The following is a 24,663-nucleotide window of genomic DNA, read 5'->3' as shown; positions in this document are numbered from 1 at the left end:
GGCGCATCTTCCTCTTCTGCATGAGCGCCTGCGACAACACTGCAAAGTAGCGCAGCGCTAACCGCAGTGCTCAAGCAACGCAAGCGACTAGGATTCAGCTGTTTCGTTCTCAAGATCAGACACCAGACGAAACCCAATACGATTGGCCGGGGCAGTCTCGTTACGTTTGGGCAAAGCGCGCAGCATTACATTGAGCTGGCTAACATGTTGCACCAACTGGGTGCGGGCACCGCCGGAATCACTGCCATAGTAGGTAATGATATCAGGATCGTAATAGCCCATACCTTCGATCCGCATGACGCCTGCATCGCCGCCGGCGAATCCCATGGCGATCTCATGTTCGCCATCTAGCTGCTCTTCGAAATTCTTGATGTATAGGATCAGACGCTCGTAGGCCCAGCGCGCTGCACTCTTGTTGGCCACCGGCTTTTGCATAGGCTCAGGCACTTTTTCGATGCCGGTACAAACGTCAGGATCGGCGTGGACCTCATGAACACAGGGCAGGATAGCCGCCTCTAACGCCTCGGCGCTGGTTGCAATTTCATCCGTCATGCTCTTTCCCTTCCCAGGGGAAAATCACCCCTTGCGCTGGTAGAGCCAGGCCCCGTCTGCACGACGGCTGCGGTCGACCTGACCCAAATGGTACAGATGATTTACATGGGCCACTGCCTCTACCAAAGCAAGCCCGTATTCCCCCGACCCGATCTTACGCTTGAACAACGGGGCAAAACACTCCGCCGCGCTGCACGGCTCATCAAGATGCGCCAACAACCTCGCAAGCGCTCCATGGTGATTGTCGATCAGTTGCGCCATACGATGAGGCAAGCCAAGAAACGGTAGCTTATGCCCGCCCAATGCAAGTTGATCGGGCCGCGTCAGTGGGGCTAGCCGTTCACACGCCTCCAGCCACTCAGCCACCGGATCGGCCATCGGCTCGGTCGCATACACGCCGATATTGGGACTGATTGAAGATAGGATCTGGTCGCCGGTAATCACAAGATTGTCATCACGGCTCCAGAATGTAGCGTGTTCGGGTGCGTGGCCATTGCCAATATGGATATCCCAGTCACGCCCCCCCATACGAAACACGTCGCCCTGTTTGATACGGGTAAAACCCAAAGGCATCGGGAATACTGTATCGGAGAAATTGAAAGGCCGCTCCGTCACCCGTGCCTCATATACCGCAGGATCCATTCCGGCGCTGCGATAAAATGCCAGCGTTTCCTCCGGCCAGCTTTCCTGCACATCCAGCGTTAGCATTCTTGCAAATAACCAGGACGTGCGCGTTGTAACCAGCTCGGCCCCATGAACGGACTGGAACCACCCCGCATTACCAATGTGATCAGGATGATGATGAGTCACGACTACGCGGGTCACCGGCTTGCCTGCCAAAGGACCGGCAATCAGCTTTTCCCAGATAAGGCGTGTCTTATTTGAAGACATCCCGGTGTCGACGATGGTCCAACTATCACCATCATCCAACGCATAGACATTCACATGATCGAGCTTCATGGGCAGCGGCAAGCGCATCCAAAGGACGCCTTCGCCAATCTCAATCGCCTCGCCCGCAGCGGGCGGCTCGCTCCACGGGCAATCTGGTCGCGGATTGGTCATCCGTCGGCCAACTCGTCAAGCGTCAGCGCATGCGCACCATCTGCTCCGGCCTGCGCATGAACCAACAAAGACGCATGTTCCGGTAGCATCCGGTTGATGTAGAACCGCGCCAGCTTTTCACGCGCACCACCAACATCCGCCATGGCAGCCGCTAGGTGATAATGGCCACCCAACACACGGGCAAAAGCATGAAGGAAGGGCACAGCCCCGGCAAAACGCTCATTCATATTATCTTGCACCGTCAGCCATTCGGTGGCCTCACGCAAAGATTCGCAGGCCTGCCAGACAGCCTCGGCCATATTGGGATGCGTGGCGCGTGCTCTCTCAGCTTGTTCTTCTATTTCATCAATCAGACGGTGCGCCATATCGCCACCATCCATCATTTTGCGGCCGACCAGATCCATCGCCTGGATGCCATTGGTTCCCTCGTAGATCGCCGTTACGCGCACATCACGATAGAACTGAGCCGCGCCGGTTTCCTCAACGAAGCCCATGCCGCCATGAACTTGCACCCCGGTCTCCGACACACGCATTCCGGTTTCAGTGCCAAACACCTTCGCGATAGGTGTTAAAAACGCCGCGCGCGCGGCCCAATCCTGTGCACCGGTGGCAGTCTGCATATCGATCGCCTGTGCACAGGCCAACAAGATGGCTCGTGCTGCAAAAAGATCCGCTTTCATTTCCATCAGCATCCGCCGCACATCAGCATGGTCCACGATCGTTCCGGAGGCGGATTTGCCCTGCCTGCGTTCCAGCGCATAAGCAAGCGCCTTTTGATAGGCCGCCCCGGCAATACCGACCCCCTGACCGCCCACACCCAGGCGCGCGTTGTTCATCATGGTAAACATCGCAGCCAGACCACCGCCCGGCTTGCCGACCATCCAGCCAACAGCATTGTCGTACTGCATCACACAGGTCGGTGAGCCGTGCAGACCCATCTTGTGCTCCAGACTGACGACCTTCAGTGTATTGGCCTTGCCGGGGTTACCCGCATCATCCGGGAGAAATTTAGGCACCAGAAAAAGAGAGACCCCCTTAGTACCGGATGCGGCATCCGGCAGGCGTGCCAAGACAAGATGACAGACGTTACTCGCAAAATCATTGTCTCCCCAAGAGATATAGATCTTCTGACCACTGATCTCATAGGCACCATTATCAAGTGGCTCAGCTTTCGAGCTCAGCGCACCTACATCCGATCCTGCCTGTGGCTCTGTTAGGTTCATGGTCCCAGACCATTCCCCCGAAATAAGTTTCGGCAGATACAGCGCCTTGATCTCATCACTTGCATGGAATTCCAGCGCCTCGATCTGACCTTGGCTCATTAGTGGAGCCAGCTGCAGAGACAGGCAGGCACCTGACATCATCTCATTCACCGCGGTGGTCAAGGTCATGGGTAGACCCATACCGCCGAATTCCTCGGATGCACTCATCCCAATCCAGCCGCCTTCGGAAATCGCCTGCCATCCGGCGGCATATCCCGGCGACGTCCGTAAGACGCCGTTTTCAAGATGCGCTGGCTGTAGATCTCCTCCACGGTTCAAAGGGGCCATAACCTCGTCGCAGAACTTTCCTGCTTCGGTTAGAATCGCCGTTACAACATCATTGCTGGCCTCACCAAAGCGTTCGGTAGCTGCGATTTCATCAAAACCGATAATATGCTCAAGAAAAAACTGATACTCGGGAACCGGGGCACGGAAGGTCATGTCTGGCCTCTTTCAGAGAGCAGGTCAGGACAGCCTTGGCATCATTGCCCTAAACCCTTATGTTAAACGTCTTGCCCGATTACCTAACCGGCCCCCTTTTTCAAGCAACCAAAACGCCGCGTCACCCGCCATGTCCAGCCCTTCTACCCGCATCCTGACCGCGCGACCGCAGGATATCAGCACTGCTGCCGACACTTTGCGCAGCGGCCAGCTGGTCGCTTTTCCTACTGAAACCGTCTATGGGCTTGGCGCTGATGCTCGTCAAAACGACGCCGTTGAAGCAATCTATGCAGCCAAAGGGCGCCCCAGTTTCAACCCGCTAATCGCCCATATTCACTCTGCCGAGGCAGCCCAGAAATATGTGGTCTGGTGCGACGCTGCCAGCAAACTGGCCGAAGCCTTCTGGCCCGGCCCTCTTACGCTGGTTCTCCCCTTGCGAGAAGATCACGGCATCTCACCTCTGGTCACTGCTGGGCTCAATACGCTTGGCATCCGTGTGCCCGCCCATCCAGCTGCCCGCGCGCTCCTATCAGCATTGAACGGCCCAGTGGCCGCCCCATCAGCCAACCCGTCTGGCAAGATCAGCCCAACGACCGCAGCGCATGTGGTCGCGGGCTTGAACGGACGTATCGCCGCAATTGTGGATGACGGCCCCTGTGGTGTGGGCGTTGAATCCACTATCGTTGGCCTTGCGACTGATACGCCCCTTCTATTGCGCCCAGGTGGACTGGCGTCAGAGGAGATCGAGGTCGTCCTAGGCCACACTCTAAAGCAGCGCGATGCCAGCGACCCGCTGACCGCTCCGGGGCAACTGATGTCACATTACGCACCGCAGGCCGGCGTACGTCTGAATGTCACCAATCCCAAGAAAGCAGAGCTTTACCTCGGTTTCGGCGCAATGGAGTGCGATCTCAATCTCTCTGTTAGCGGAGATCTGCAAGAGGCCGCAGCGAAACTCTTTGGGCATTTACACAAGCTCGATACCAAGGCATATCCCATAGCCGTCGCCCCCATTCCCGAAATCGGTCTGGGCGTAGCCATCAACGACCGCTTGCGCCGCGCTGCTGCGCCGCGCTAGTCATCGCTTTTTTTGTAATCAGAAGTCGTTCGCTTAAGCGCGGCCTGCACTGGTGGATAGCGTAAGCGGGTCAACGCCCAGAGACCGTAACGCGGCCTCCCATTTCGTAGTATCCTCCTGCTCGAACACCACTTCGGGCGTAGCAGGGGCGGTCAGCCAGCCATTGCTAGCAATCTCGCTCTCCAGCTGCCCAGGCCCCCAACCCGCATAGCCCAACATCACCAGCACCTGCGTCGGTCCTCGGCCCATGGCAATGTCCTCAAGCACATCCACGGTCGCCGTCATCGAAAATATATCGGACACCTGCAGCGAGCTGACATTGGATTCATACTCAGGAGAATGCAGCACAAAGCCACGCTGGGTCTCAACCGGACCGCCAAAGCGCACTGGTAGCGCCGCGTCCTCCGCACTACGCGGAGTAATCTCCAATTGTTCCAGGAGATTGGATAAATCGACGCCTGTTGCAGGCTTGTTCACAATCAACCCCATCGCGCCGTCATCTTCATGCGAACACAGTAAGATCAGCGAGTGTTCGAACCGTGGGTCACCAATGCCAGGCATCGCAATCAGCAGTTCGCCGGTAAGATCCATATGCACCTGTCGTCCTTCTTGTAGCTGCCATCGCACGTTGCCGCATGTTGTGCCTGTCCTATCACAATGGCCACCCTCAAGCAGAGGTTCAAGGCCAAGCCGCACCAAACAACCCAGTCACTGCTTCTGACCTGAACGTGACTTGGCATTTCATGCGAAAATGCGCATTTAGTTGGGTATGATAGCGCGCCCCACTCTCTCCACTTTCGCAACGCCACTGGCGTTTCTGAACACTATGGCCAAGGCAGTAGCCAAAGGGGGCTGCGCGGCACTCGCCCTTTTCGCTTTGCCGACTGAAGCGCCTGCAGAACAGATGTCCGATATTGTACAGATCGAGGTCCTGGACGGCGGCACCACCCGGAGCGGCACGCATATCGGTGCGCTGCGCCTGACACTGGCAGATGGCTGGAAAACCTATTGGCGTGCGCCCGGCGATGCAGGGATCCCTCCAAGGTTCAGCTGGAAGGGATCTCGCAATGTCGGCTCGATTGAAATCCGCTGGCCCACGCCCGAAGTTTTCCTGACCTCCGGATATCGCACTATCGGCTACCATAACCAACTAGTGCTCCCGGTTGAGATCACACCAGCGAAGCCAAACCAACCCCTGCGACTGAAGGGACGGATGGAGCTGGGTGTCTGCAAAGATGTCTGCATCCCGTCAGAGCTGCGCTTCGATCAAGCACTGCAACCTGATAGCCGCCGCAATCCGGTTATTGTAGCCGCACTTGCAGATCGTCCTTGGTCAGCCAAAGAGGCAGGCGTTAAGGCTGCAACCTGTGCGATCAAACCTAGCCGCTATGGCATGGAACTGGTCGCAAGGATAGCCATGCCAAGCGCCGGTGGTGAAGAGGTTGTGGTGGTCGAACCCGGTTCCCCCTCTCAGGTCACAACCGAGACCATTGTTACACGGCAGGGGCGCGAACTGATAGCAAAGACCGAGATCATATCAGCCGACGGCAGCGCATTTGCCGTTGATCGATCACAGATGCGTTTCACAGTACTGGGGCGCAACCATGCAGTAGACATTCAGGGCTGCAACCGGCACTAACATGTGGATTGTCTGACAGACTGGACACATATGTTATGGCCAACACCCCAACTCATACCGTTCTACCTCGCCGCCCGGTACTGGGCGCACTCGCCGTTGTCTGCCATCCTCGGAGTGGCGGCGATCAGGTGATCTTGGTTCAACGTAAATCACCACCCAATGCCGGTTGGTGGGGATTTCCCGGGGGCCATGTTGAACTGGGCGAGACCGCGATGCAGGCTGCCGCACGAGAGTTGGAGGAAGAGACGGGCGTCATCACGGCACCACGCGAGGTTCTGACCCATGTCGATGTTATGCTGCGCGATGATGCTGGTGTAGTGCAGCGACAGTATCTGCTCATCGCAGTGCTTTGTGACTATATATCCGGTCAGCCGACACCAGATGATGATGCCCTACAGGCGGAATGGGTGGCGGTAGCCGATCTCACTGCGGGTTTTGGCAATACGCCAGATCGTATGCTGATAGATCAGGTCGCTGAGGTCGCCGCCCTTGCTCAAAAACAGATGCACAGGCAATCTACTTGATCGATTAACAGGTGCGGTGGCCGTTGCGTCCGCTCACCTTGGTAGGCTAGCCCTGCGCCCGCCAACCAACCGCCCACTGATGTAACCCAGAATACTCAATGTGGCGGCACCCAACAGGAACAGAAGACCTGCAGCGCGTACCGGATCCATATCTGCCAGCCCCGGCGCCGACGCCCTCAGCACAGGATGCAATGCCCCGACAGCCATCGCATAGCCAAGTGTCGCCGCCAACCACATCAACTGCGCTGCACCAAGCCCCAGAGTAAGCCAGCGCAAATCACCGGCGCGCGGTTTCAAACCGCGTCGCAATGCCGCAAAGGGTCGGGCGATATCTGCCTGCACTGCAACCAACGCCGGTACCACCAGAAGCACTAGAAACATCCCAAAGCCGAGGCCGTAAACCAACGTGATCACGGTCGGCTTCAAAAACTGCGCCTGCTGCGAGCTTTCATACATCAGAGGTGCGAGGCCCAGAACTGTGGTCAAAGTGGTTAGCATAACCGGCCGCAACCGGTCGGCTGCCGCGTCGATAATCGACGGTCCCAAGCCGCGCTCTTCTGCGTATTCATCGATAGTAGTCACGAGTACGATGGAATCATTTATAATTATCCCGGTCATCCCCAGCAGTCCTACAACCGTGAACATCGACAACGGCACTTCCCACAGATAGTGGCCCCAGATTGTCCCAACGAGACCAAAGGGAATGATTGCCATCACCACCAGGGGCCGTGTCCAGCTGGCAAAGATCCACGACAACACCAGATAGATTCCCGTCAGGCATAGGATCAAACCCGTTCTGGCGTCATTCAGAAACTCGTTTTCTTGCTCGCTCAGCCCAGAAAGTTGCCAATTTACCTGCCTCTCGCTCGCGATTTTGGGCAGGATCTCCTCCTCCAGCGCGGTGGCGATAGTTTGTGCGCGCTCCGGATTATCCTCCGAAATATCGCCAGTCACGCTGATCACCCGAACACCGTTTTCACGTCGTACGGTAGAAAAACCGGTGCGCTGTGTGACAGAGACAATGTCGGCCAATGGCAGATAGACACCCGCCGGACTGCGCATGAGCGTACGCTCAAGAAAATCGGCGGTCAGCTCTCCTTCCGGAAGCTCCACACGGATTTCCGCACTGCGCGGACCATCAGGGTAAGTCGCGGCCTCAATCCCGTTCAGGCGCGCCCGCAGAGCACGGCCCAGCGTTTCAACCGTGAATTCTAAAGCCCGCCCCTGCGCTGTAAGCTCGAGTACCAATTCTTCCTTGTCATAGGCCAGATTATCTTCGACCGCTGAAACCTCAGGGTAACGCAGGACCGCCGTCTTAAGATCTTCTGATGCGGCTTTCAACACCTCGACCGCTGCTTCGCTGAACTGAACGTCCATCGCATCGCCACCTGGACCCGACCGCCACCCACGGAATGATACTGTCTCAGTCAACGGATGGCGTTTAACAGCCTCCTGTAGCTCTGCGACAAAGGCAAAGCTAGAATAGGGGCGCAGATCCGCATCAATCAATTCAATCGAAATCCCTCCGAGCAGATCGCTGTTCTTTGTATCAACACCCGCCAGCCCACGTCCGGCGTTGCCACCAATCTCAGCCATGACAAAATCGATGGGGTCTCGACCAAAACGACTTTGGTATTCCATGCCCAGCGCAGCAACAGCGCGCTGCATCTCGCGCATCATTTCCAAGGTATCGGCGCGAGTGGCCCCCTCCGCCATAGCAAAATTACCGGTTACCGATCCGCGCTCAGGCGCATTGAAAAACCGCCATTTAACGTCACCTCCGATGAACAATGCCAACTGGCTGGCCAGGATCACCACAGCCCCTGCCAGCACCACATAGCGGGCCTGCACAACCAGCCCCATCAAGGGACGAAACAGGCTGTCGCGCAACTTTCGAAAGCCGCGATTGACCACACGGTTGGGTAGATCATACCAGTGTTCTTTGGCGCTATGGGCCAGTGCATGGGCCAAATGGTTGGGCAAAATCAAGAAGCACTCGATCAGTGACCCAGCAAGCACCGCTATCACTGTGAGGGGGATGTCGCGGATCAACTCGCCGAACCGGCCGCCGATCGACACCAGCCCGAAAAACGCGATAACCGTCGTCAATGTGGCTGCGAATACTGGCATCGCCATGCGGCGCGCGGCGTTTTCAGCCGCTGCTACGGGATGCTCGCCCAAACGCCGCGCACGGAAATCGGCATGTTCCCCCACCACAATCGCGTCATCCACCACAATGCCTAGCGTAATGATCAGACCAAAAAGGCTGATCATATTGATGGTAAGACCCGCCATATACATGAACGCGACTGCGGCAAACATCGCCGCCGGGATACCCGCTGCGACCCAAAAGGCTATGCGAGCGTTCAGAAACAGGAACAACAGTGCCAACACCAATCCCAGCCCCATCAACCCGTTGTCCACGAGGATATCCAAGCGTCCAGTAATGGCCTCCGCCCGAGTGCGGATCAGATCAGCGCTCACTCCTTCAGGCAGGCTAGCCTGCAGCGTCTCTACAACTTCTTCAACCTGATGCTGAATATCGATGGCATCACCCTGATCAGATCTGTCGATCCGGATCGAGATCGCCGGGTTCTCACCCACAAAGTAGGAGCGATTGCGGTCAACACCCTCGACCCGGATCTCTGCGATATCGCCCACGGTCAATGCCGAACCATCGGCATTGGTGCGCAGTACGATACCAGCCAGCTCCTCCGGTGTACGTTTTTCGCTGCCGGTGCGGATGCGGGCATTTGCACCGCTGACATCTCCTGCCGGATTGGCGTCAACCTCAGCGGCAATTGCGGCGGCGATGTCTGTCATCGCGATATCATGTGCAATCAAACTGGATGACGGCACCTCGATCGTGGTTTTCGGTGCTGCAACACCCCGGATCGTGGTGCGAGTGACCCCGACTTCAAACAAGCGCGTGACTAACTCATCCGCAAACAGCCCCAACTGTCGGGGCGCAATCGGGCCCGTGATTACGACATCGGTGACCCGGTCGCGCCATGCTCCCCGGCGCACGTTCGGATCTTCGGCTTCCTCGGGTAAAGTGGTGACGCCATCAACAGCGCTTTGCACATCATCAGCTGCAAGCGCCATATCCCAGCCCGGTTCAAAATCCAGAGAAATGCTCGCCCGTCCTTCGCGCGACGTCGCACTGGAACTTTCGACACCATCTACGGCGAGCAGGGCGGGTTCCAACGCCTGCACAATGGCACTGTCGATATCCTCAGGCCCCGCCTCTGCCCATTCCACGGAAACTGACACGCGGTCCACAATCACATCAGGAAAGAACTGCGCCCGCATGTTCGGGATCGCAGCCGCACCCACCACCAGTAGCAGCACCAGAAGCAAATTCGACAATGTTCGATGGCGCGTGAAATAGCTCAGAACGCCGCCAGCTGACTGGGGTAGGTTTCGCAGCACCGCGCCTATCCCCCCATCCGGGTTTCGATGCGGTTAATCAGCCTAGCTGGCACCTTCGCCTCGGCAAGTTGCGCCAGCATGCGTGCCTTGGCCGCTTCCGGCATGCCACTGTTCCGCTCGACCATCGCTACCAGCTTGGCCCGCTGATCCACGGTCAGTTCGATCAACTCCGCCCCTGCCGGTACCGTGCCAATCTCGCCGGTGATCTCTGCCCCCTGCCGCAGCGGACGTACCTTTATCCCCGCACCCAAAAGCGGCGTCCGTCCAGTGACAATTTCACGCCCTTCCAGCGCCTCACCACGCAACAACACATCATCCTCTTGCCGACGCACCAGCGTGACTGGCAACTCCTGCAAGCGGTCGTCCTCGCCCAGTACCAAAACCGTACCATCCGTTCCGTACGCAGATGCTGGCAACCGTGCCACCTGCTCCAGCACCGGTTCCTCTAAATGCACTGTAACAAAATCGCCGGGTTTAAATCCGGGGGCAGGATCCAATCGCGCATAGATCAACCGCCCGGCTAGGCCTTCACCCGCATCACCGCTGGCGCGCATAGCCACCCCTGTCGCCTGCAGCGCAGCGCCGGTGACATCCAGCGTAGCCTCAACCGGGGCGGACAACAGCTGTCCGTCCGCGTCCAATAGACGTGCGTACTGTACTGTAGAAACACGAAAAGCCACATCCAGCTGTGCCGGGTCCACAAGATCGGCGAGCTTTTCATTTGCGGAAACAAGCCGCCCCTCGACCAGATTAACCGATTGCAGTATCCCATCGAAGCCAGCGGTAATCGCTGTATCGTCAAGATTGCGGCGCGCGTCTTCCAGCGCAATCTCCACACGCGCCAATCGTGTGGCAGCCTGATCAATTCGCGCCTCAGCCAATGACAGCGCTTGCCTGCGCGAGATCACCGCTTGCCGGGCTTGCGCTGCTGCCAATTCCGCGACCTCAACAGTAGCAGCCGAGCCGACGCCGCGACTTTCCAAATTCTGCTGTCGTTCCAGTGCCCGAGCACGCAGTTTGGACTGATCCTCGGATGCCGCTAACTCATCTTGCGCCAGCCCCAGCCCGCGCCTTGCCTCTCGAGTTTCCGCTTCAGCATCCATCATATCTGCCTGCACGTTTCGCAAGGCTGCCTGGGCATCCGCAGGGTCGATCTGTACCAGCAACGCGCCCTCTTTGACCGTACCGCCATCCTCGAAACCCGGTGCCAGATCAATCACCCGTCCGGCAGCAGCAGTACGCAGCTCCAGCCTGCGACGGCTTTCAATCCTGCCAAATGCGGTCAATCTTGGCTGTACTGGGCCGAGCTCTGCGCGTTCAACATTCACGGCAAATACCCGTTCGCGGGCAGGCGGCGTACGGCGTTCTTCTCCCATCCGGCTTTGCACAGCGGAAATCACCATTTGGACGGCCAATAGGAGCAGCGCCGCCGTCAGCGTTGCCATAAAAACCCCAATCACCGTTTGCCGCAAAAAGCGCATTCTCTATCCTTCAATCAGCCAAACGAACTGGCTTTGAAGCCTGGCACGTCGCTGAAAAACAACCACCATCAGGCCTCAAGGTTACCAGTTTGCACTAAGCTATACGAGGTTACACGCAGTCGCGGATCAATTCCGTCTCACTTCCGGCGCAAATGTTCATCAAGTCGAGGCATGATTTCCACAAAATTGCAGGGACGGTGCCGATAGTCGAGTTGCTTCACGAGAATTTCATCCCAGGCATCTTTGCAAGCACCCGGACTGCCGGGCAGCGCGAAGAGGTAGGTCCCACCAGCCACCCCGCCCGTTGCACGCGACTGCACCGCTGAGGTGCCGATCTTCTGCATCGAAACGATTGTGAAAACAGTACCGAAGGCATCAATTTCCTTCTCATAAACATCCCGGTGCGCCTCGACCGTTACATCGCGGCCGGTCAAACCCGTCCCACCGGTCGAAATCACCACATCGATCGCAGCATCCGAAACCCATGCGCGCAACTGATCAGCAATCTCTACGCGCTCATCGGGCAGGATTTTGCGATCTGCCAACTGATGCCTCGCAGCCTCCAACCGGTCGACAAGCACCTGACCAGAGCGGTCTTCGTCAATAGACCTGCTATCCGAAACGGTTAACACTGCAATGCGAACGGGAATAAAGTCCTGGGTATCATCGTGTTTTGCCAACGTTGCAGCCCTTACATCAAAAATTCCATAGTTGCGGCCGCCATGTATGCCGGGCGCTGCGCATTGCCGCCCAAGCGGGTACTACACCCCGTCGAGCCTTGCCTTGATTGCCAACAGATCAGACCAAGCAGCACGTTTTTGCAACGGCTGGCCAAGCAGATAGGCCGGATGGAACATAGGCATTACTGGCATGCCCTGCGCCTCGTGCCAGGTACCGCGCATCCGGCTGATGCCGCGTTTCCCCAGCAAAGCGTCACAGCTGATGTTGCCCATAGCAATCAGTATATCCGGCTCCGCTAGCGCGATATGCCGTTCAAGAAATGGAGCCATCATGGCAATTTCCACGGGCAATGGATCACGGTTTTGCGGTGGCCGCCATGGCAATACATTCGCAATATAGACACTATCCTTGCGCGACAGCCCAATGGCGGCAAGCATCCGATCCAGCAATTGCCCGGCACGACCCACAAACGGTTTGCCCGCTATATCCTCATCCCGGCCGGGAGCCTCTCCCACCACCATTACACGAGCACCCGGGTGGCCATCAGCGAACACCAGATTGCGTGCACCCTTTTTGAGATCGCAATGCTCAAACTGGGCAAGCGCATTATAGAGTGTCTCGAGCGTGTTTGCTTCCCTGGCCATCTGCCGCGCAACATCGACCGGGTCTATCTCTTTGGGCTTTGCCGGTTGGGCTTGCGTAGCCGCTGCCTTGGGCAGTCGCGCCTGCAGTTCATACCGATTGACCGGCAAGTCACCGATAGCATCGGTTGCTCCCAGTTCCATCTGCCAAGCCAAGAGCGCCCGAACGTCGTGATAATCCAATGCCGATTCCATGACCCAAACTACTCTGCCCGGCGTCAGAGCAAAACACCTGTCTTTATGTCAGTGTTTTGCGCTCCATTTGCGTGGAGGTCTGCCTCCGCTTGTGGCCGATCTTGCCGGACGCGGTAGCCCTGCTATAAGAGCGCCAAACATCGCGGAGCCCGTCCATGCCCAATGCAACTTCGTCACTTGATCCGATGGCCTTTTCCCAACGGCACCTTCTGGGCATTGAACCGCTGAAGCCGCATGAAATCACTGCCATTCTGGATCTGGCCGACAGTTATGCCGAGCTGAACCGCCGTCCAGAAAAACACGCGACTGCTCTGGCTGGACTGACCCAGATCAACATGTTTTTTGAAAACTCGACCCGCACTCAGGCCAGCTTCGAAATTGCAGGTAAGCGATTGGGGGCAGATGTCATGAACATGGCGATGCAAGCCAGTTCGATCAAAAAGGGTGAGACCCTGATTGATACGGCCATGACGCTGAACGCGATGCACCCTGATTTACTGGTCGTACGACATCCCCATTCCGGTGCCGTGGATCTGTTGGCCCAAAAGGTGAACTGTGCGGTGCTGAACGCCGGTGATGGGCGCCACGAACATCCTACCCAGGCACTGCTGGACGCATTGACCATCCGCAGGGCAAAGGGGCGTCTGCACCGGTTGAATATTGCCATATGCGGCGATGTCGCGCACTCACGCGTAGCCCGGTCAAATTTGATCCTTTTGGGGAAAATGGAAAACCGCATTCGTTTGATTGGGCCACCTACACTGGTGCCCGGCCATTTCGCGGACTTTGGCGCAGAGGTCTACGATGACATGCGTGAAGGCCTAAAAGACGTAGATGTCGTCATGATGTTGCGCCTGCAAAAGGAGCGTATGGATGGCGGTTTCATCCCATCAGAACGCGAATATTATCATCGGTATGGTCTGGACGCTGACAAGCTGTCGCTCGCGAAACCGGATGCCATTGTAATGCACCCGGGACCGATGAACCGTGGTGTCGAAATTGACGGGACATTGGCAGATGATATCAATCGCTCGGTGATCCAGGAACAGGTCGAAATGGGCGTTGCTGTACGCATGGCGGTGATGGATCTTTTGACCCGAAACCTGCGTGCAGCCCGTGAGCACTCAGCTGTCCAACAGGGACAGGGCTAGCCAGTGGCGACTCCGGTAGCACAGCCTCTGACGATCGATGCAGGTGAACAGCGGATGATTCACGTTTTCGATCTCGATATGCGGTCAGAGCAGGCGCGTTTTCTACGCGAACCCGGTGCACTTGCACAGGTCTTGGGGATTGATGATATCGATCTCGATCACGTCGAGGTCTTCCCGATAAGCGACTTGGAAGATCTGGGACTTGTTGGTTATCTGCGCGACGGCTGTGGTATTTCGGCTGATCAGCTTAACCGGGATATCGCGCGACTATCGGCGATCGAAGGTTATGTGCTGTTGCTAAGGTCGCGTGCATTGCGCGGCGAAGAAACTCGGCTCACCCCCGCCAGCCAAATCCAACATATTGGCGACTATGGCGAGCTTGGTGCAGATTGGGCCAGCCTACCCAGCAACCCTGACGAGACCCCGGAGAGCGCCAAGCCCTATTCCTCCCCGCGCACTTCACCACGTAGTGCACGCTCGCGTGCCCGGCGGATCGGGGCAACGGTCTTTGCAGTTGTGATGGCGCTGATACTTCTTGCCGTCCTATTGCTGGCGACCTGACATGTACGAAGCCCATTTTCCACCTGACAAAATGGCCTTTTGGCGCCGCCACGCCTGGCACGCCGTTATTGGCCTGCTTGGAAGTTCAACACAGATCGTCACACATGACGGTCAAAAACACCTAACCAAGTATCCACCTGGCCCATCGGCGCCCCCAACCGCAATTAAAACAAATCTGTCTGCTCCCTTCGAAAGTCAAAGCGCATGACCCTATTGTTCACCAACGCCCGACTGATCGACCCCGAAGCCGGCACCGATAGCCTTGGCGCGGTCTTGGTCCAGAACGGGCACATAGCAGCGGTCGACAAAACCGTAACTGACCCTGACCAACTGTTTCGCACAAGAAACATTGAGGCAGCGAATGTCACCCACATCGACTGTAGCGGCCGATGCCTCGCACCCGGCATTGTCGATATTGGCGTTAAAGTCTGCGAACCCGGTGAGCGGCACAAGGAAAGCTATAAATCCGCAGGCCTTGCAGCAGCAGCTGGCGGGGTCACCACGATGGTGACACGTCCAGATACCACCCCCGCAATCGACAGCCCGGAGACACTCGAATTCGTTACCCGCCGCGCGCAAGCCGATACCGCTATAAACGTACTGCCAATGGCGGCGCTCACCAAAGGCCGTGAGGGTCGTGAAATGGCCGAAATCGGTTTCCTCATGGACGCAGGCGCGGTGGCCTTCTCTGACTGCGACCACGTGATCACTGATACCAAAGTATTCTCTCGCGCGCTGTCCTACGCCCGCAGCTGTGGTGCCTTGATCATAGCGCACCCGCAGGAACCTGGATTGAGCAAAGGTGCCGCAGCAACATCCGGAAAATTCGCCACTCTACGTGGGCTTCCAGCAGTTACGCCCATGGCGGAACGCATGGGTCTAGACCGCGATATCGCATTGCTTGAGATGACCGGCGCCCGCTACCATGGGGATCAGATTACCACAGCCCGTGCCCTGCCCGCGCTGCAACGCGCCAAAGCCAACGGCCTGGATATCACCGCCGGCACATCGATCCACCACTTGACACTGAACGAGCTGGACGTCGCTGATTATCGTACCTTTTTCAAAGTAAAGCCGCCGCTGCGATCAGAAGACGACCGCCTGGCGCTAATCGATGCAATTCGTGAGGGGTTGATCGATACCATTTCCTCGATGCACACACCCCAGGACGAAGAAAGCAAGCGCCTGCCGTTCGAAGAAGCTGCGGCAGGTGCGGTCGCGCTGGAGACACTCTTGCCCGCGGCACTGCGGCTATATCATGCGGATCAATTGGATCTGCCGACACTATTTCGGGCTATGTCGCTGAACCCAGCAAGACGTCTGGGCTTGAGCTGCGGTCGTCTGGCTACAGGTGCACCAGCGGATCTGGTGCTGTTTGACGCAGACCAACCCTTTATCATGGATCGATTTGCACTGCAGTCAAAGTCCCAGAACACCCCCTTTGACGGCCAACGCATGCAAGGTAGGGTACTTGCAACCTATGTGGCCGGCGAACCGGTCTACCGGAGAGACTGATGCCCGTTATTGTGACTGCTGCCCCGCTTTTGTTGCTTTGGGCCATTATCGGCTATGGCCTTGGGTCTATCCCATTTGGGCTGTTGCTGACCCGACTCATGGGGCTTGGCAATCTGCGCACCATCGGATCCGGCAATATCGGCACAACAAATGTGTTGCGGACAGGATCAAAAAAAGCAGCGGCCTTGACCCTACTGCTGGACGGCGGCAAGGGGGCAGTGGCTGTCTTTCTGGCTCGCATGTTGGCGGGGGAGGATGCTGCACAATTGGCCGGCCTTACAGCGTTTTTGGGACATTGCTTCCCTATCTGGTTAAAATTTCAGGGTGGCAAGGGTGTGGCGACCTTCCTTGGCCTGATGCTGGCGCTAGCTTGGCCGGTGGGTATCGCCTGCTGCCTGACCTGGCTTGCAGCCGCCTATCTCAGCAAGATCTCCTCTATGGGAGCCCTAGTTTCGGCAGTATCTGCCCCACTGTGGTGCTTGTTGCTCGGGGTACCGATGACATTTTTACTGTCTGCTGTTTTGGCCGGGCTCATCCTGTGGCGTCACAAGGATAATATTGTGCGCCTTCGCTTGGGTAACGAGCCTAGGATTGGCCAAAAATAAAAAATCAACTCCTGTAACCGTCTGTTTCAAAACAAAGCTCCAATCCACATAGGATGGGAGCTTTGTTTGTTCACGTGAATGTGCCACAGCGTCTGCGCAGAATTTATGTGCACCAATACACATTCAAAAGGAGTTGTTTTGAACGTGAGCGAAAGGTCTCCCATATCAGTATCGTGACCAGAAAGGTCCGATTTCAACGACCCGCATTTTGATGACGTACTGCTTTATTGTTCCAACACAGGGTGCTGATACACCCGACAAATCGAAAGGTTCATACCGATGAACACCGTAAAATCCATCTTGGGCGGAATCGCCCTCTCCGTTACTTTGGCAACCTCTGCGCTGGCAGCTGGCGTTGACGTAAATGCGTCCACCACTGGCCTAGCAATGCAGGGCTACGATCCGGTTGCCTATTTTAATGCAGGTGAGCCCACAAAAGGCTCCTACAAAGTGACCTCCACATTTGATGACGCGACATATTGGTTCGCAACTGAGGAAAACAAAGAACTGTTTGAAGCCAGCCCAGAGGCCTATGTTCCCGCCTACGGTGGTTACTGTGCCTTTGGCGCCGCCATGGGCTTCAAATTCGACGGTGACCCGAACCAGTGGAAAATCGTTGACGATGTGCTGTACCTGAACTTGTCAAAAGACATTCAGGAGCGTTGGGTTTCCGATATCCCTGGCTTCATCGAAAAAGCAGATGTGAACTGGGAAGATATCGAAGAGGTCGCGCCTGCCAAGCTGCTGGAGTAATCCAGCGGTAGCACGCTGCTGAAATTTGACAAGACCGGTGGCGGGAAACTCGCCACCGGTTTTCCGTTTTAAACACGTGGTCAGAGACATCGAATTCACAAAAAGGGCACACAAACGGTGCCCTTCTTCCATTTCTGATCTGCGTATGATCGCAGAAACGTGAATCAGTAGCTGTATTCAGCGTAGATGCGGCTTAGATCGCCGTTCCAATCACCATTGTACCTGTCCAGCAATTCATCTGCAGGGACTTTCCCCGTTTCGATACTATCTTTCAAAGCGTTGAGGAAATGGGTTTCATCCGGCACCAAGCCCCCAGCTCCTGCGCGGCCACGCGATTTAAGGCCTGCCTCAGAAACCGCGACAACCTCTCGCGCAAGATCATGCATCTTGATGCCGCCGACCTCGGCCTGTAGCCCCTCTTCGGAAGCCGCAATGCGAAGAGCTTCCCGAGTATCGGCATCCCAGCCCTTTGCCAGATCCCAAGCTGCATCCAGGCTTGACTGATCATACATCAGTCCAACCCAGAACGCAGGAAGCGCGCACAGGCGGCGCCAGGGGCCGCCATCCGCTCCGCGCATTTCCATATATTTCTTGATGCGAGCTTCGGGGAAAGCAGTTGTCAGATGGTCCGCCCAATCGCTCAACGTCGGAGTTTCGCCCGGCATCGCAGGCAGCTCGCCTTTCAGAAAATCGCGGAAGGACATACCCAGAGCATTGATGTACTGGCCATCACGATAAACAAAGTACATCGGCACATCGAGCGCATACTCCACCCAGCGTTCAAAGCCGAATCCCTCCTCGAATACGAAGGGCACCATACCGGTACGATCCGCATCCAGATCGCGCCACACACGCGAACGCCAGGATTTATGGTTGTTCGGTTGGCCTTCCAGAAACGGGGAATTGGCAAAAAGAGCTGTCGCGACCGGCTGCAGCGCAATAGCAACGCGCATCTTCTGAATCATATCTGCTTCGGAACCGAAATCGAGGTTCACCTGAACCGTGCAGGTACGGCGCATCATAGTGCGACCCATGGTACCGACCTTGCCCATATAGGCATCCATCAGCTTATATCGCCCCTTGGGCATCAGGGGCATTTCGTCGTGGGTCCAAACCGGGGCAGCACCAAGCCCGATGAATCCGACACCGATCTCGTCAGCAATATCCTTAACCTCGCGCAGGTGCGTATTCACCTCGTCACAGGTTTCGTGGATCGTCTCAAGGGGCGCACCCGAGAGTTCGAGCGCACCACCAGGCTCAAGCGAGACATTGGCTCCGTCTTTTTCTAGACCAATCAAATGGCCACTTTCGCGTACCTCGGACCAGCCGTGACGATCGCGCAATCCTTCAAGGACGGCGACAATGGAGCGCGTGCCCTCAAACGGAAGAGGCTTCAAGGAGTCCTTGCAGTAGCCGAATTTCTCATGCTCGGTGCCGATACGCCATTGGTCACGAGGCTTGCAGCCAGAAGCAAGATATTCAGCAAGCTGTTCGTGACGTTCGATCGGCCCACCGCCGGATTGAGGGATAGACATCTAGGGCTCTCCGTAAGGTTGATCCGTCTTGCGATGCAAGTCGTGGTCGGTATTTCCAGAAGTGTCAATGCAGCCTGTGCAAGGTCGGTCGAGATGATGCGCGCTCCCAGATCACGACCTGGTGAACGCCCGATTTATGTAATTCTGCCAACATTCGCTCCGTGCGCAACCCGGGCAGGGTTGCAAAGGCATCAAAGAGCGCATCGGAATTGGTCGCATTAACCGGAATTGCCAGCGCCAACTGCCCCGGTTGATCCAAAAGCCAATGAGCAGGTTTAGCAGCGTGATCCAGCGTCAGACGCTCAAGCTCTGAAAGTGCTATTGCGCCGCCAGTCAACGGACCAAAATAGGCGATCTGACCTTCGTCAACTTGCACTACGCCGGGCCCAGCCCCGCCAAGACGGAACCGCATCCGTTGAACGCCAATGATTGACACTATAAGGCCAAGCCCAATCAAAACCCACCCCATGAGCGCGACAAGACCGAAGCTGCCTAGGGCCCATATCAGTCCGAGCCCGCCCAAACCGGCAGCGGCGATCAACTCTCGCCAACGCCAAAGGGCCGCGCGGGCTTCCGGGCGGATAAAGCTCATGTGATAGCCGCTCCTTGGGCGATAGAGGGCTGCGTATCATGATCAAACAATACCAGCGAATAACCGCCAATGGGCTGAAACCCGACAGCCCGATAAGCGCGCACCGCAGCATCCCCTGCTGCGAAGAGAACGGATTGCTTGGCGCCTGTCTTGCGGGCCTCTTGTAGATGCAATGCCAGTGCACAACGGGCATAACCGTGTCCACGTTGCAGCGGTGGCGTGTAAACACCACCAATCTGTACCACCTCCGGAAGTTGAGCGTTGAAACCGGTCATCGCAACCCATTGGCCTTCGACTTCCAGTACCCGATGCGAGTCTCGCAAGAGGTAGCTATCAATATCATTGGCTGCGAGGACAACCGCCTCCGACGCCGGAGTGCCAAGGGTTTCCTGGTGATAAGCCGCACGCCACTGTACCAACACCGGGCGCGGCGCAGCGGAAAGAGGATGCAGCATGGCGCTTTGCAATTGTGGACGGTCAAGACAGCTGAGATCCAGCTGGTTCAGTTCCAGTGCTAATCCCGGTTCATCACGGTCAAGACGTTTGGGCCGATTATCCAAGCCCGTAGCCGCCAGATAGCGACGCAATTGTTCCGTTTCGCCGAGTACGCCGACCTGTTGTTGCGATGTGCTTTCAACCAGTCTCTGGTCAACAAGTTGTTGTAGCTGACGCCAACCCTCAGCGCTGGTTTCGCCAGCTTGAATTAACAACGTGCCATCATTAGTAAGTCCGGCCACCCCGTTTCCCGCTGTTTCCCGCACCCAGACGCGCATCGCCTTGGACGTGGAACCATGTAAACCGTGGTCTCGCAGATTGGTAAGCAAAAACATAGAACTAGCTACGTACCGATGCAGAAAGTCATGTATTCCCGCCAAATCGTTGCCTTGTGCCGGCCTCCACGTCATCCCCAATCTCCGTATTTCTGTTGCCAGACGGTGAGTGCGGCAACCGCAGCCGTATCCGCGCGCAGGATGCGGGGCCCCAAGCTCACGACATGAGATTGCGGCAATGCGTGCAAACGCTTACGCTCCGCCTCGGAAAACCCTCCTTCGGGCCCAATTAGGATGGCCCAAGGGGTACCCATTGCCGCTTCATCTGCAAAAGTGAGCGCCGCGCCGACCTCTGCCTCGTCGCAGAACATCAGTTGGCGATCAGTGGGCCATTGGTCCAAAAATCGCGAGAGCTTTTGAAGATCAGCGACTTCAGGGACGTAAGTGCTGCCACACTGCTCTGCCGCCTCAACCGCATGTGCCTGTAGACGATCCTGGCGAATGCGCTCGGAATTAGTGAAATCGGTTTGCACCGGAACAATTCGGGCAGCGCCCATTTCGGCAGCCTTCTCGACAATAAAATCTGTACGCGCCTTTTTAATCGGCGCAAACAACAGCCACAGATCCGGAGGCAGCACCAATGCTCGGATCTGCTCTTGGCAGGTCAGAACGCCACCGCGTTTACCGGCTTCGGCCACGTCAACGCGCCATTCACCGTCGCTTCCGTTGAACAGCAGCAGCTGCGCCCCTACCTGCAGCCGCATCACCCCGAACAGGTAATGCGCCTGATCACGGTCCAGAGGAACCGATTGCCCTTCACCCAGCGGGTGCTCTACATACAGTCTGATCTTTGCACTCATGAGGCATACATATGCAAGGCGGGACGCCAACACCAGATGGACAGGTCGCGGATGCGGTCAAAGGCAATTGGGTCGATCTATACGCCCCGACATGGAGCCGACCCTATCTGCGTCTCAGCAGGGCGGATCGTCCCATTGGGACATGGTTGCTGCTGATCCCTTGTTGGTGGGGACTGATGCTTGCAATCCTATGGGATCAGAGCCCGCGCTGGAGCGATCTTTGGATTTTTGTCGCTTGTGCCGCCGGGGCTTGGCTGATGCGCGGGGCCGGATGCACCTGGAATGACATCACTGATCGCAACTATGATGATAAAGTCGAACGCACCCGGTCACGCCCCATTCCATCAGGACAGGTGTCTCTTCGGGGCGCGGTTGTCTGGATGGGACTACAGGCACTGGTCTCCTTTGGCATTCTCCTGAGCTTCAACCAAGCCGCTATCGCAATGGGGATACTCGCGCTTTTTCCGGTGGCCATCTACCCCTTTGCCAAGCGTTTCACCTGGTGGCCACAAGTCTTCCTTGGGCTTGCCTTCAACTGGGGAGCCATGCTGGCTTGGGTCGCTCACAGCGGCACCTTGAACTGGCCTGCCGTCGTCTTGTATCTCGCCGGCATCGCCTGGACGCTATTTTACGACACGATTTATGCCCATCAGGATACTGAAGATGACGCGTTGATCGGAGTCAAATCGACCGCTCGGTTGTTTGGCACGGATACGCCGACGTGGTTACGGCGGTTCATCGTGGCCACAGTAAGCCTGATGGGGGCCGCGATCATTCTTGCGGTGCAGCCGCAGGGCTCTGTTCTGGCGCTGATGCTGGCGCTGGTGGCACCATGGGCCATGGGTTGGCATCTGACCTGGCAGCTACGGGCGTTCGATGCAGAGAAAAGCGACCGGTTACTGCAACTGTTTCGTCTCAACCGAGATACAGGCCTGATTCCGCTTATCTTCTTTGCCGCTGCATTATGCGCATGATTGAACCCATCGCGCAGCCCCTGTAAGACAAGCAAAAGCCGTCTCAGACGGACGCCTTAACGGAGACCAGCCTGCCCATGCACCTGTCCTCGCTTTTGATCTCTGGCCTGACATTTGTTGCCGCCGCCGCGCTGAGCCTGGTGGTAGCCGGGTTTGCTGTAACAGGTATCGAGGCAGGTAGTGAAACCGCTGTGCGCCGTGCGCTGGACAAGGCCGGGTATACTTGGGCTGAAGTGACCGCCAATGGGCTGCGGGTGATTTTGAATGGTACTGCTCCGGATGAAGCCACACGTTTTGGGGCTATTTCTCTAGTGGGTGGCGTCGTTGATGCCGCGCGGGTGATTGACGACATGCAGGTCACCCCGTCCAAAGGTATTGCACCGCCGCGATTTTCCGCAGAAATCCTACGTAACGATAGCGGCATTTCCATCATCGGTCTGATTCCCCGTGCCACTGATCGTGAAACAGTGATCACCGAGCTTAATACAATCGCCGGTGCCGATCAGGTCGCAGATCTTCTGGAAACAGCCAACTATTCAGCCCAGAAGGGTTGGATGCCTGCGATGGACTATGCACTGGAAGCACTGAGCCTGCTGCCTAGATCAAAAATATCGGTCGAAGCGGGGAAAGTTTCTATCACTGCGATCTCTGATAGCGTTGCGGCGAAAGAGCAGATCGAAAAGCGCTTGTCCCGCATGGCGCCCGCCGGATTGCGGTTGTCACTCGACATCGCGGCCCCGCGCCCGGTCATCGCCCCCTTTACTTTGCGCTATAGCATCGATGGTTCAGGTGGCCATTTTGATGCTTGCTCCGCTGAAAGCGAACTGAGCCGAAACCGTATTCTGCGTGCAGCCAAAAAAGCAGGGTTTGACGGTGAGACCGATTGCATCATAGGGATGGGTGTTCCCTCTCCGAATTGGGCGCGTGCTGCGGAACTGGGCATCGCGGCGCTGTCAGAGTTGGGTGCAGGATCGGTGACGCTGGCCAATGCAGATATGACGCTTGTCGCAGCCGAGGGCACCGCACCTGCACTGTTTGATCATATCATTGGAGAACTGGAGAACGCCCTGCCACAGGTGTTCGCCCTGCACGCCGTTTTACCCGTCCCTGAAACGGACACAGGCGGCGGCACGCCAGAATTTACCGCCACGCTAAGCCCGGAAGGCCAGGTCCAGCTTCGCGGACGTATCTCAGATGAAGCATTGCGCCAGATCAGCAGCAGCTATGCCAAAGCTCGCTTTGGGTCGGACAATGTGCACAGTGCTACACGTGTGGTAGAAGATCTCCCTGCCGACTGGTCACTACGTGTACTTGCCGGGCTAGAAGCACTCTCCTTTTTGCAGCGCGGAGCCGTTTCAGTGATGCCCGATAGCCTATCACTCAGAGGGATGAGCCATCGTGAAGACGCGCCAGCTGAAATCGCAAAATTGCTTTCGGCCAAGCTGGGCGAGGCCGAGAGCTACGAGCTGAACATCAGCTATGAGCAGCCGCCGGAGCCAGCGGACAAACCGATGTCGCCGGATCGTTGCGAGGCTGAGCTGGCCGCAGTACAGGCGGACTCCAAAATCACGTTTGAACCGGGTTCCGCAACCGTGGCAGCAGGCAGCCGCGACACACTGGATCAAATTGCAGATATTCTTTCGCGCTGTGACGGTGTGCGGCTAGAAATTCAGGGCCATACCGATAGTCAGGGCCGCGAGGAAATGAATCAATCTCTCAGCCAATCGCGCGCGCAATCAGTTCTAAATGAACTGCGTAGTCGAAGGGTTATCACCAGCAGCTTTACCGCCAAAGGCTATGGCGAAAGCACCCCGATTGCCACGAATGACACCCAAGAAGGCCGCGAAGCCAATCGTCGGATTGAATTCCGCCGGATCCTCCCGGCCAATGACGCCAGCAGCGAAACCACTCTTGATGCGGCAGCCTCCGTCCCCGAAGCAGCCCCCGACAGCGAACAGGAGACCTCCGGACAATGAACAGGACAGAGTTCATCATCACCACCGCCATCATCCTGTTTGTCGCCTTTGCGATGGGATGGTTTGCCAATTGGCTAGTGCACCGCTTTACCCGTGTGAAGCAAAGCGACGTAGCCGATCTGGACCGGATGAGCCAAGAGCTGCATGAGGCAGAGGAAACCCGTGATCAAGCCATCACATATCTGCAACAGCGCGAGGCGGAACTGTCCAACCAACTAGCCCAGACCGAGGCGGAGTTGGGAGCGGCTATGGACGGGCTGCGTGATGCTCGCCGTGAGGCCGAAGAACTGCGTAGCCACCTTCACCAGGGCTAAGCGCGCGTTTCGTCTGTACTAGTCGCTATGACTTGCCCCTGCGACGGGGCATAAGGCAGACCGGGCCTC

Annotated in this window: 23 protein-coding genes; 11 read left to right on the top strand and 12 right to left on the bottom strand. The window is 57.0% G+C overall.

Annotated features, from left to right (window positions below):
- Positions 1-87: 87 nt before the first annotated feature.
- The 3 genes from ACEWZM_RS11830 to ACEWZM_RS11820 are packed head-to-tail and all read right to left on the bottom strand — an operon-like array spanning position 88 to position 3,317.
- Complete coding sequence (locus ACEWZM_RS11830; RefSeq protein WP_414006616.1) at positions 88-552, bottom strand: DUF6173 family protein; 465 nt, start codon at positions 550-552, stop codon at positions 88-90.
- A gap of 24 nt (positions 553-576) precedes the next feature.
- Complete coding sequence (locus ACEWZM_RS11825) at positions 577-1,614, bottom strand: MBL fold metallo-hydrolase (RefSeq protein ID WP_414006615.1); 1,038 nt, start codon at positions 1,612-1,614, stop codon at positions 577-579.
- Complete coding sequence (locus tag ACEWZM_RS11820) at positions 1,611-3,317, bottom strand: acyl-CoA dehydrogenase (RefSeq protein ID WP_414006614.1); 1,707 nt, start codon at positions 3,315-3,317, stop codon at positions 1,611-1,613. Before ACEWZM_RS11820 ends, ACEWZM_RS11825 begins: the two co-directional genes overlap by 4 nt.
- A gap of 130 nt (positions 3,318-3,447) precedes the next feature.
- Here ACEWZM_RS11820 and ACEWZM_RS11815 point away from each other — a divergent pair, with 130 nt between their 5' ends.
- A complete protein-coding gene (locus ACEWZM_RS11815; protein ID WP_414008021.1) occupies positions 3,448-4,395 on the top strand; it encodes an L-threonylcarbamoyladenylate synthase in 948 nt (315 codons plus the stop codon).
- 33 nt (positions 4,396-4,428) lie between these two features.
- On the opposite strand, the gene ACEWZM_RS11810 is transcribed toward ACEWZM_RS11815, so the two are convergent.
- Positions 4,429-4,986 carry a YqgE/AlgH family protein gene (locus ACEWZM_RS11810; RefSeq protein WP_414006613.1) on the bottom strand — a complete coding sequence of 186 codons (558 nt, stop codon included), beginning with the start codon at positions 4,984-4,986 and terminating at the stop codon, positions 4,429-4,431.
- A gap of 235 nt (positions 4,987-5,221) precedes the next feature.
- On the opposite strand from ACEWZM_RS11810, the gene ACEWZM_RS11805 reads away from it, so the two are divergent.
- Positions 5,222-6,034 (top strand): protein-disulfide reductase DsbD domain-containing protein, encoded by an 813-nt coding sequence (locus ACEWZM_RS11805; protein WP_414008020.1) that lies wholly within the window; start codon positions 5,222-5,224, stop codon positions 6,032-6,034.
- A gap of 35 nt (positions 6,035-6,069) precedes the next feature.
- On the top strand, positions 6,070-6,558 hold the full coding sequence (locus ACEWZM_RS11800; RefSeq protein WP_414006612.1) for an NUDIX hydrolase: 489 nt from the start codon (positions 6,070-6,072) through the stop codon (positions 6,556-6,558).
- A gap of 33 nt (positions 6,559-6,591) precedes the next feature.
- Here ACEWZM_RS11800 and ACEWZM_RS11795 read toward each other — a convergent pair whose 3' ends face one another.
- From ACEWZM_RS11795 to ACEWZM_RS11780, 4 genes are all read right to left on the bottom strand, one after another.
- The gene (locus tag ACEWZM_RS11795) at positions 6,592-9,990 is read right to left on the bottom strand and encodes an efflux RND transporter permease subunit (protein ID WP_414006611.1); all 3,399 of its coding nucleotides are present in this window, start codon (positions 9,988-9,990) and stop codon (positions 6,592-6,594) included.
- 5 nt (positions 9,991-9,995) lie between these two features.
- A complete protein-coding gene (locus tag ACEWZM_RS11790; protein ID WP_414006610.1) occupies positions 9,996-11,471 on the bottom strand; it encodes an efflux RND transporter periplasmic adaptor subunit in 1,476 nt (491 codons plus the stop codon).
- Positions 11,472-11,608: 137 nt separating this feature from the next.
- On the bottom strand, positions 11,609-12,151 hold the full coding sequence (moaB, locus tag ACEWZM_RS11785) for a molybdenum cofactor biosynthesis protein B (RefSeq protein ID WP_414006609.1): 543 nt from the start codon (positions 12,149-12,151) through the stop codon (positions 11,609-11,611).
- Positions 12,152-12,232: 81 nt separating this feature from the next.
- Entirely contained in the window at positions 12,233-12,988 is a 756-nt protein-coding gene (locus ACEWZM_RS11780; protein ID WP_414006608.1) for a uracil-DNA glycosylase, read from the bottom strand.
- 155 nt (positions 12,989-13,143) lie between these two features.
- Between ACEWZM_RS11780 and ACEWZM_RS11775 the strand changes: the two genes are divergently transcribed.
- From ACEWZM_RS11775 to ACEWZM_RS11755, 5 genes are all read left to right on the top strand, one after another.
- A complete protein-coding gene (locus tag ACEWZM_RS11775) occupies positions 13,144-14,139 on the top strand; it encodes an aspartate carbamoyltransferase catalytic subunit (RefSeq protein ID WP_414006607.1) in 996 nt (331 codons plus the stop codon).
- Between the two features lie 54 nt (positions 14,140-14,193).
- The gene (locus ACEWZM_RS11770) at positions 14,194-14,700 is read left to right on the top strand and encodes a hypothetical protein (protein ID WP_414006606.1); all 507 of its coding nucleotides are present in this window, start codon (positions 14,194-14,196) and stop codon (positions 14,698-14,700) included.
- Positions 14,701-14,904: 204 nt separating this feature from the next.
- Complete coding sequence (gene pyrC, locus ACEWZM_RS11765; protein ID WP_414006605.1) at positions 14,905-16,215, top strand: dihydroorotase; 1,311 nt, start codon at positions 14,905-14,907, stop codon at positions 16,213-16,215.
- On the top strand, positions 16,215-16,820 hold the full coding sequence (gene plsY / locus ACEWZM_RS11760; RefSeq protein WP_414006604.1) for a glycerol-3-phosphate 1-O-acyltransferase PlsY: 606 nt from the start codon (positions 16,215-16,217) through the stop codon (positions 16,818-16,820). Before pyrC ends, plsY begins: the two co-directional genes overlap by 1 nt.
- A gap of 279 nt (positions 16,821-17,099) precedes the next feature.
- Entirely contained in the window at positions 17,100-17,573 is a 474-nt protein-coding gene (locus ACEWZM_RS11755) for a YHS domain-containing (seleno)protein (protein ID WP_414006603.1), read from the top strand.
- Positions 17,574-17,737: 164 nt separating this feature from the next.
- Here the strand turns inward: ACEWZM_RS11755 and ACEWZM_RS11750 are convergent, their stop codons facing one another.
- The 4 genes from ACEWZM_RS11750 to ACEWZM_RS11735 form a co-directional block, all read right to left on the bottom strand.
- Entirely contained in the window at positions 17,738-19,108 is a 1,371-nt protein-coding gene (locus ACEWZM_RS11750) for a glutamate--cysteine ligase (RefSeq protein WP_414006602.1), read from the bottom strand.
- Positions 19,109-19,172: 64 nt separating this feature from the next.
- On the bottom strand, positions 19,173-19,700 hold the full coding sequence (locus ACEWZM_RS11745; RefSeq protein WP_414006601.1) for a hypothetical protein: 528 nt from the start codon (positions 19,698-19,700) through the stop codon (positions 19,173-19,175).
- On the bottom strand, positions 19,697-20,530 hold the full coding sequence (locus ACEWZM_RS11740; protein WP_414006600.1) for a GNAT family N-acetyltransferase: 834 nt from the start codon (positions 20,528-20,530) through the stop codon (positions 19,697-19,699). The genes ACEWZM_RS11745 and ACEWZM_RS11740 overlap by 4 nt, the downstream gene beginning before the upstream one ends.
- Before the next feature lie 71 nt (positions 20,531-20,601).
- Positions 20,602-21,330, bottom strand: a complete 729-nt coding sequence (locus ACEWZM_RS11735) for a 16S rRNA (uracil(1498)-N(3))-methyltransferase (RefSeq protein ID WP_414006599.1) — start codon at positions 21,328-21,330, stop codon at positions 20,602-20,604.
- A gap of 11 nt (positions 21,331-21,341) precedes the next feature.
- Between ACEWZM_RS11735 and ubiA the strand changes: the two genes are divergently transcribed.
- The 3 genes from ubiA (at position 21,342) to ACEWZM_RS11720 (ending at position 24,594) form a co-directional block, all read left to right on the top strand.
- The gene (gene ubiA / locus ACEWZM_RS11730) at positions 21,342-22,304 is read left to right on the top strand and encodes a 4-hydroxybenzoate octaprenyltransferase (RefSeq protein ID WP_414006598.1); all 963 of its coding nucleotides are present in this window, start codon (positions 21,342-21,344) and stop codon (positions 22,302-22,304) included.
- Positions 22,305-22,381: 77 nt separating this feature from the next.
- On the top strand, positions 22,382-24,280 hold the full coding sequence (locus ACEWZM_RS11725; RefSeq protein WP_414006597.1) for an OmpA family protein: 1,899 nt from the start codon (positions 22,382-22,384) through the stop codon (positions 24,278-24,280).
- A complete protein-coding gene (locus ACEWZM_RS11720; RefSeq protein ID WP_414006596.1) occupies positions 24,277-24,594 on the top strand; it encodes a hypothetical protein in 318 nt (105 codons plus the stop codon). Before ACEWZM_RS11725 ends, ACEWZM_RS11720 begins: the two co-directional genes overlap by 4 nt.
- Positions 24,595-24,663: the final 69 nt, after the last annotated feature.

Source organism: Phaeobacter cretensis (genome assembly GCF_047372505.1).
In the GTDB taxonomy this organism is placed as follows: domain Bacteria; phylum Pseudomonadota; class Alphaproteobacteria; order Rhodobacterales; family Rhodobacteraceae; genus Phaeobacter; species Phaeobacter cretensis.
The sequence above is the reverse complement of the archived record's forward strand: the minus strand, read 5'-3'. Positions and strand labels throughout refer to the sequence as shown.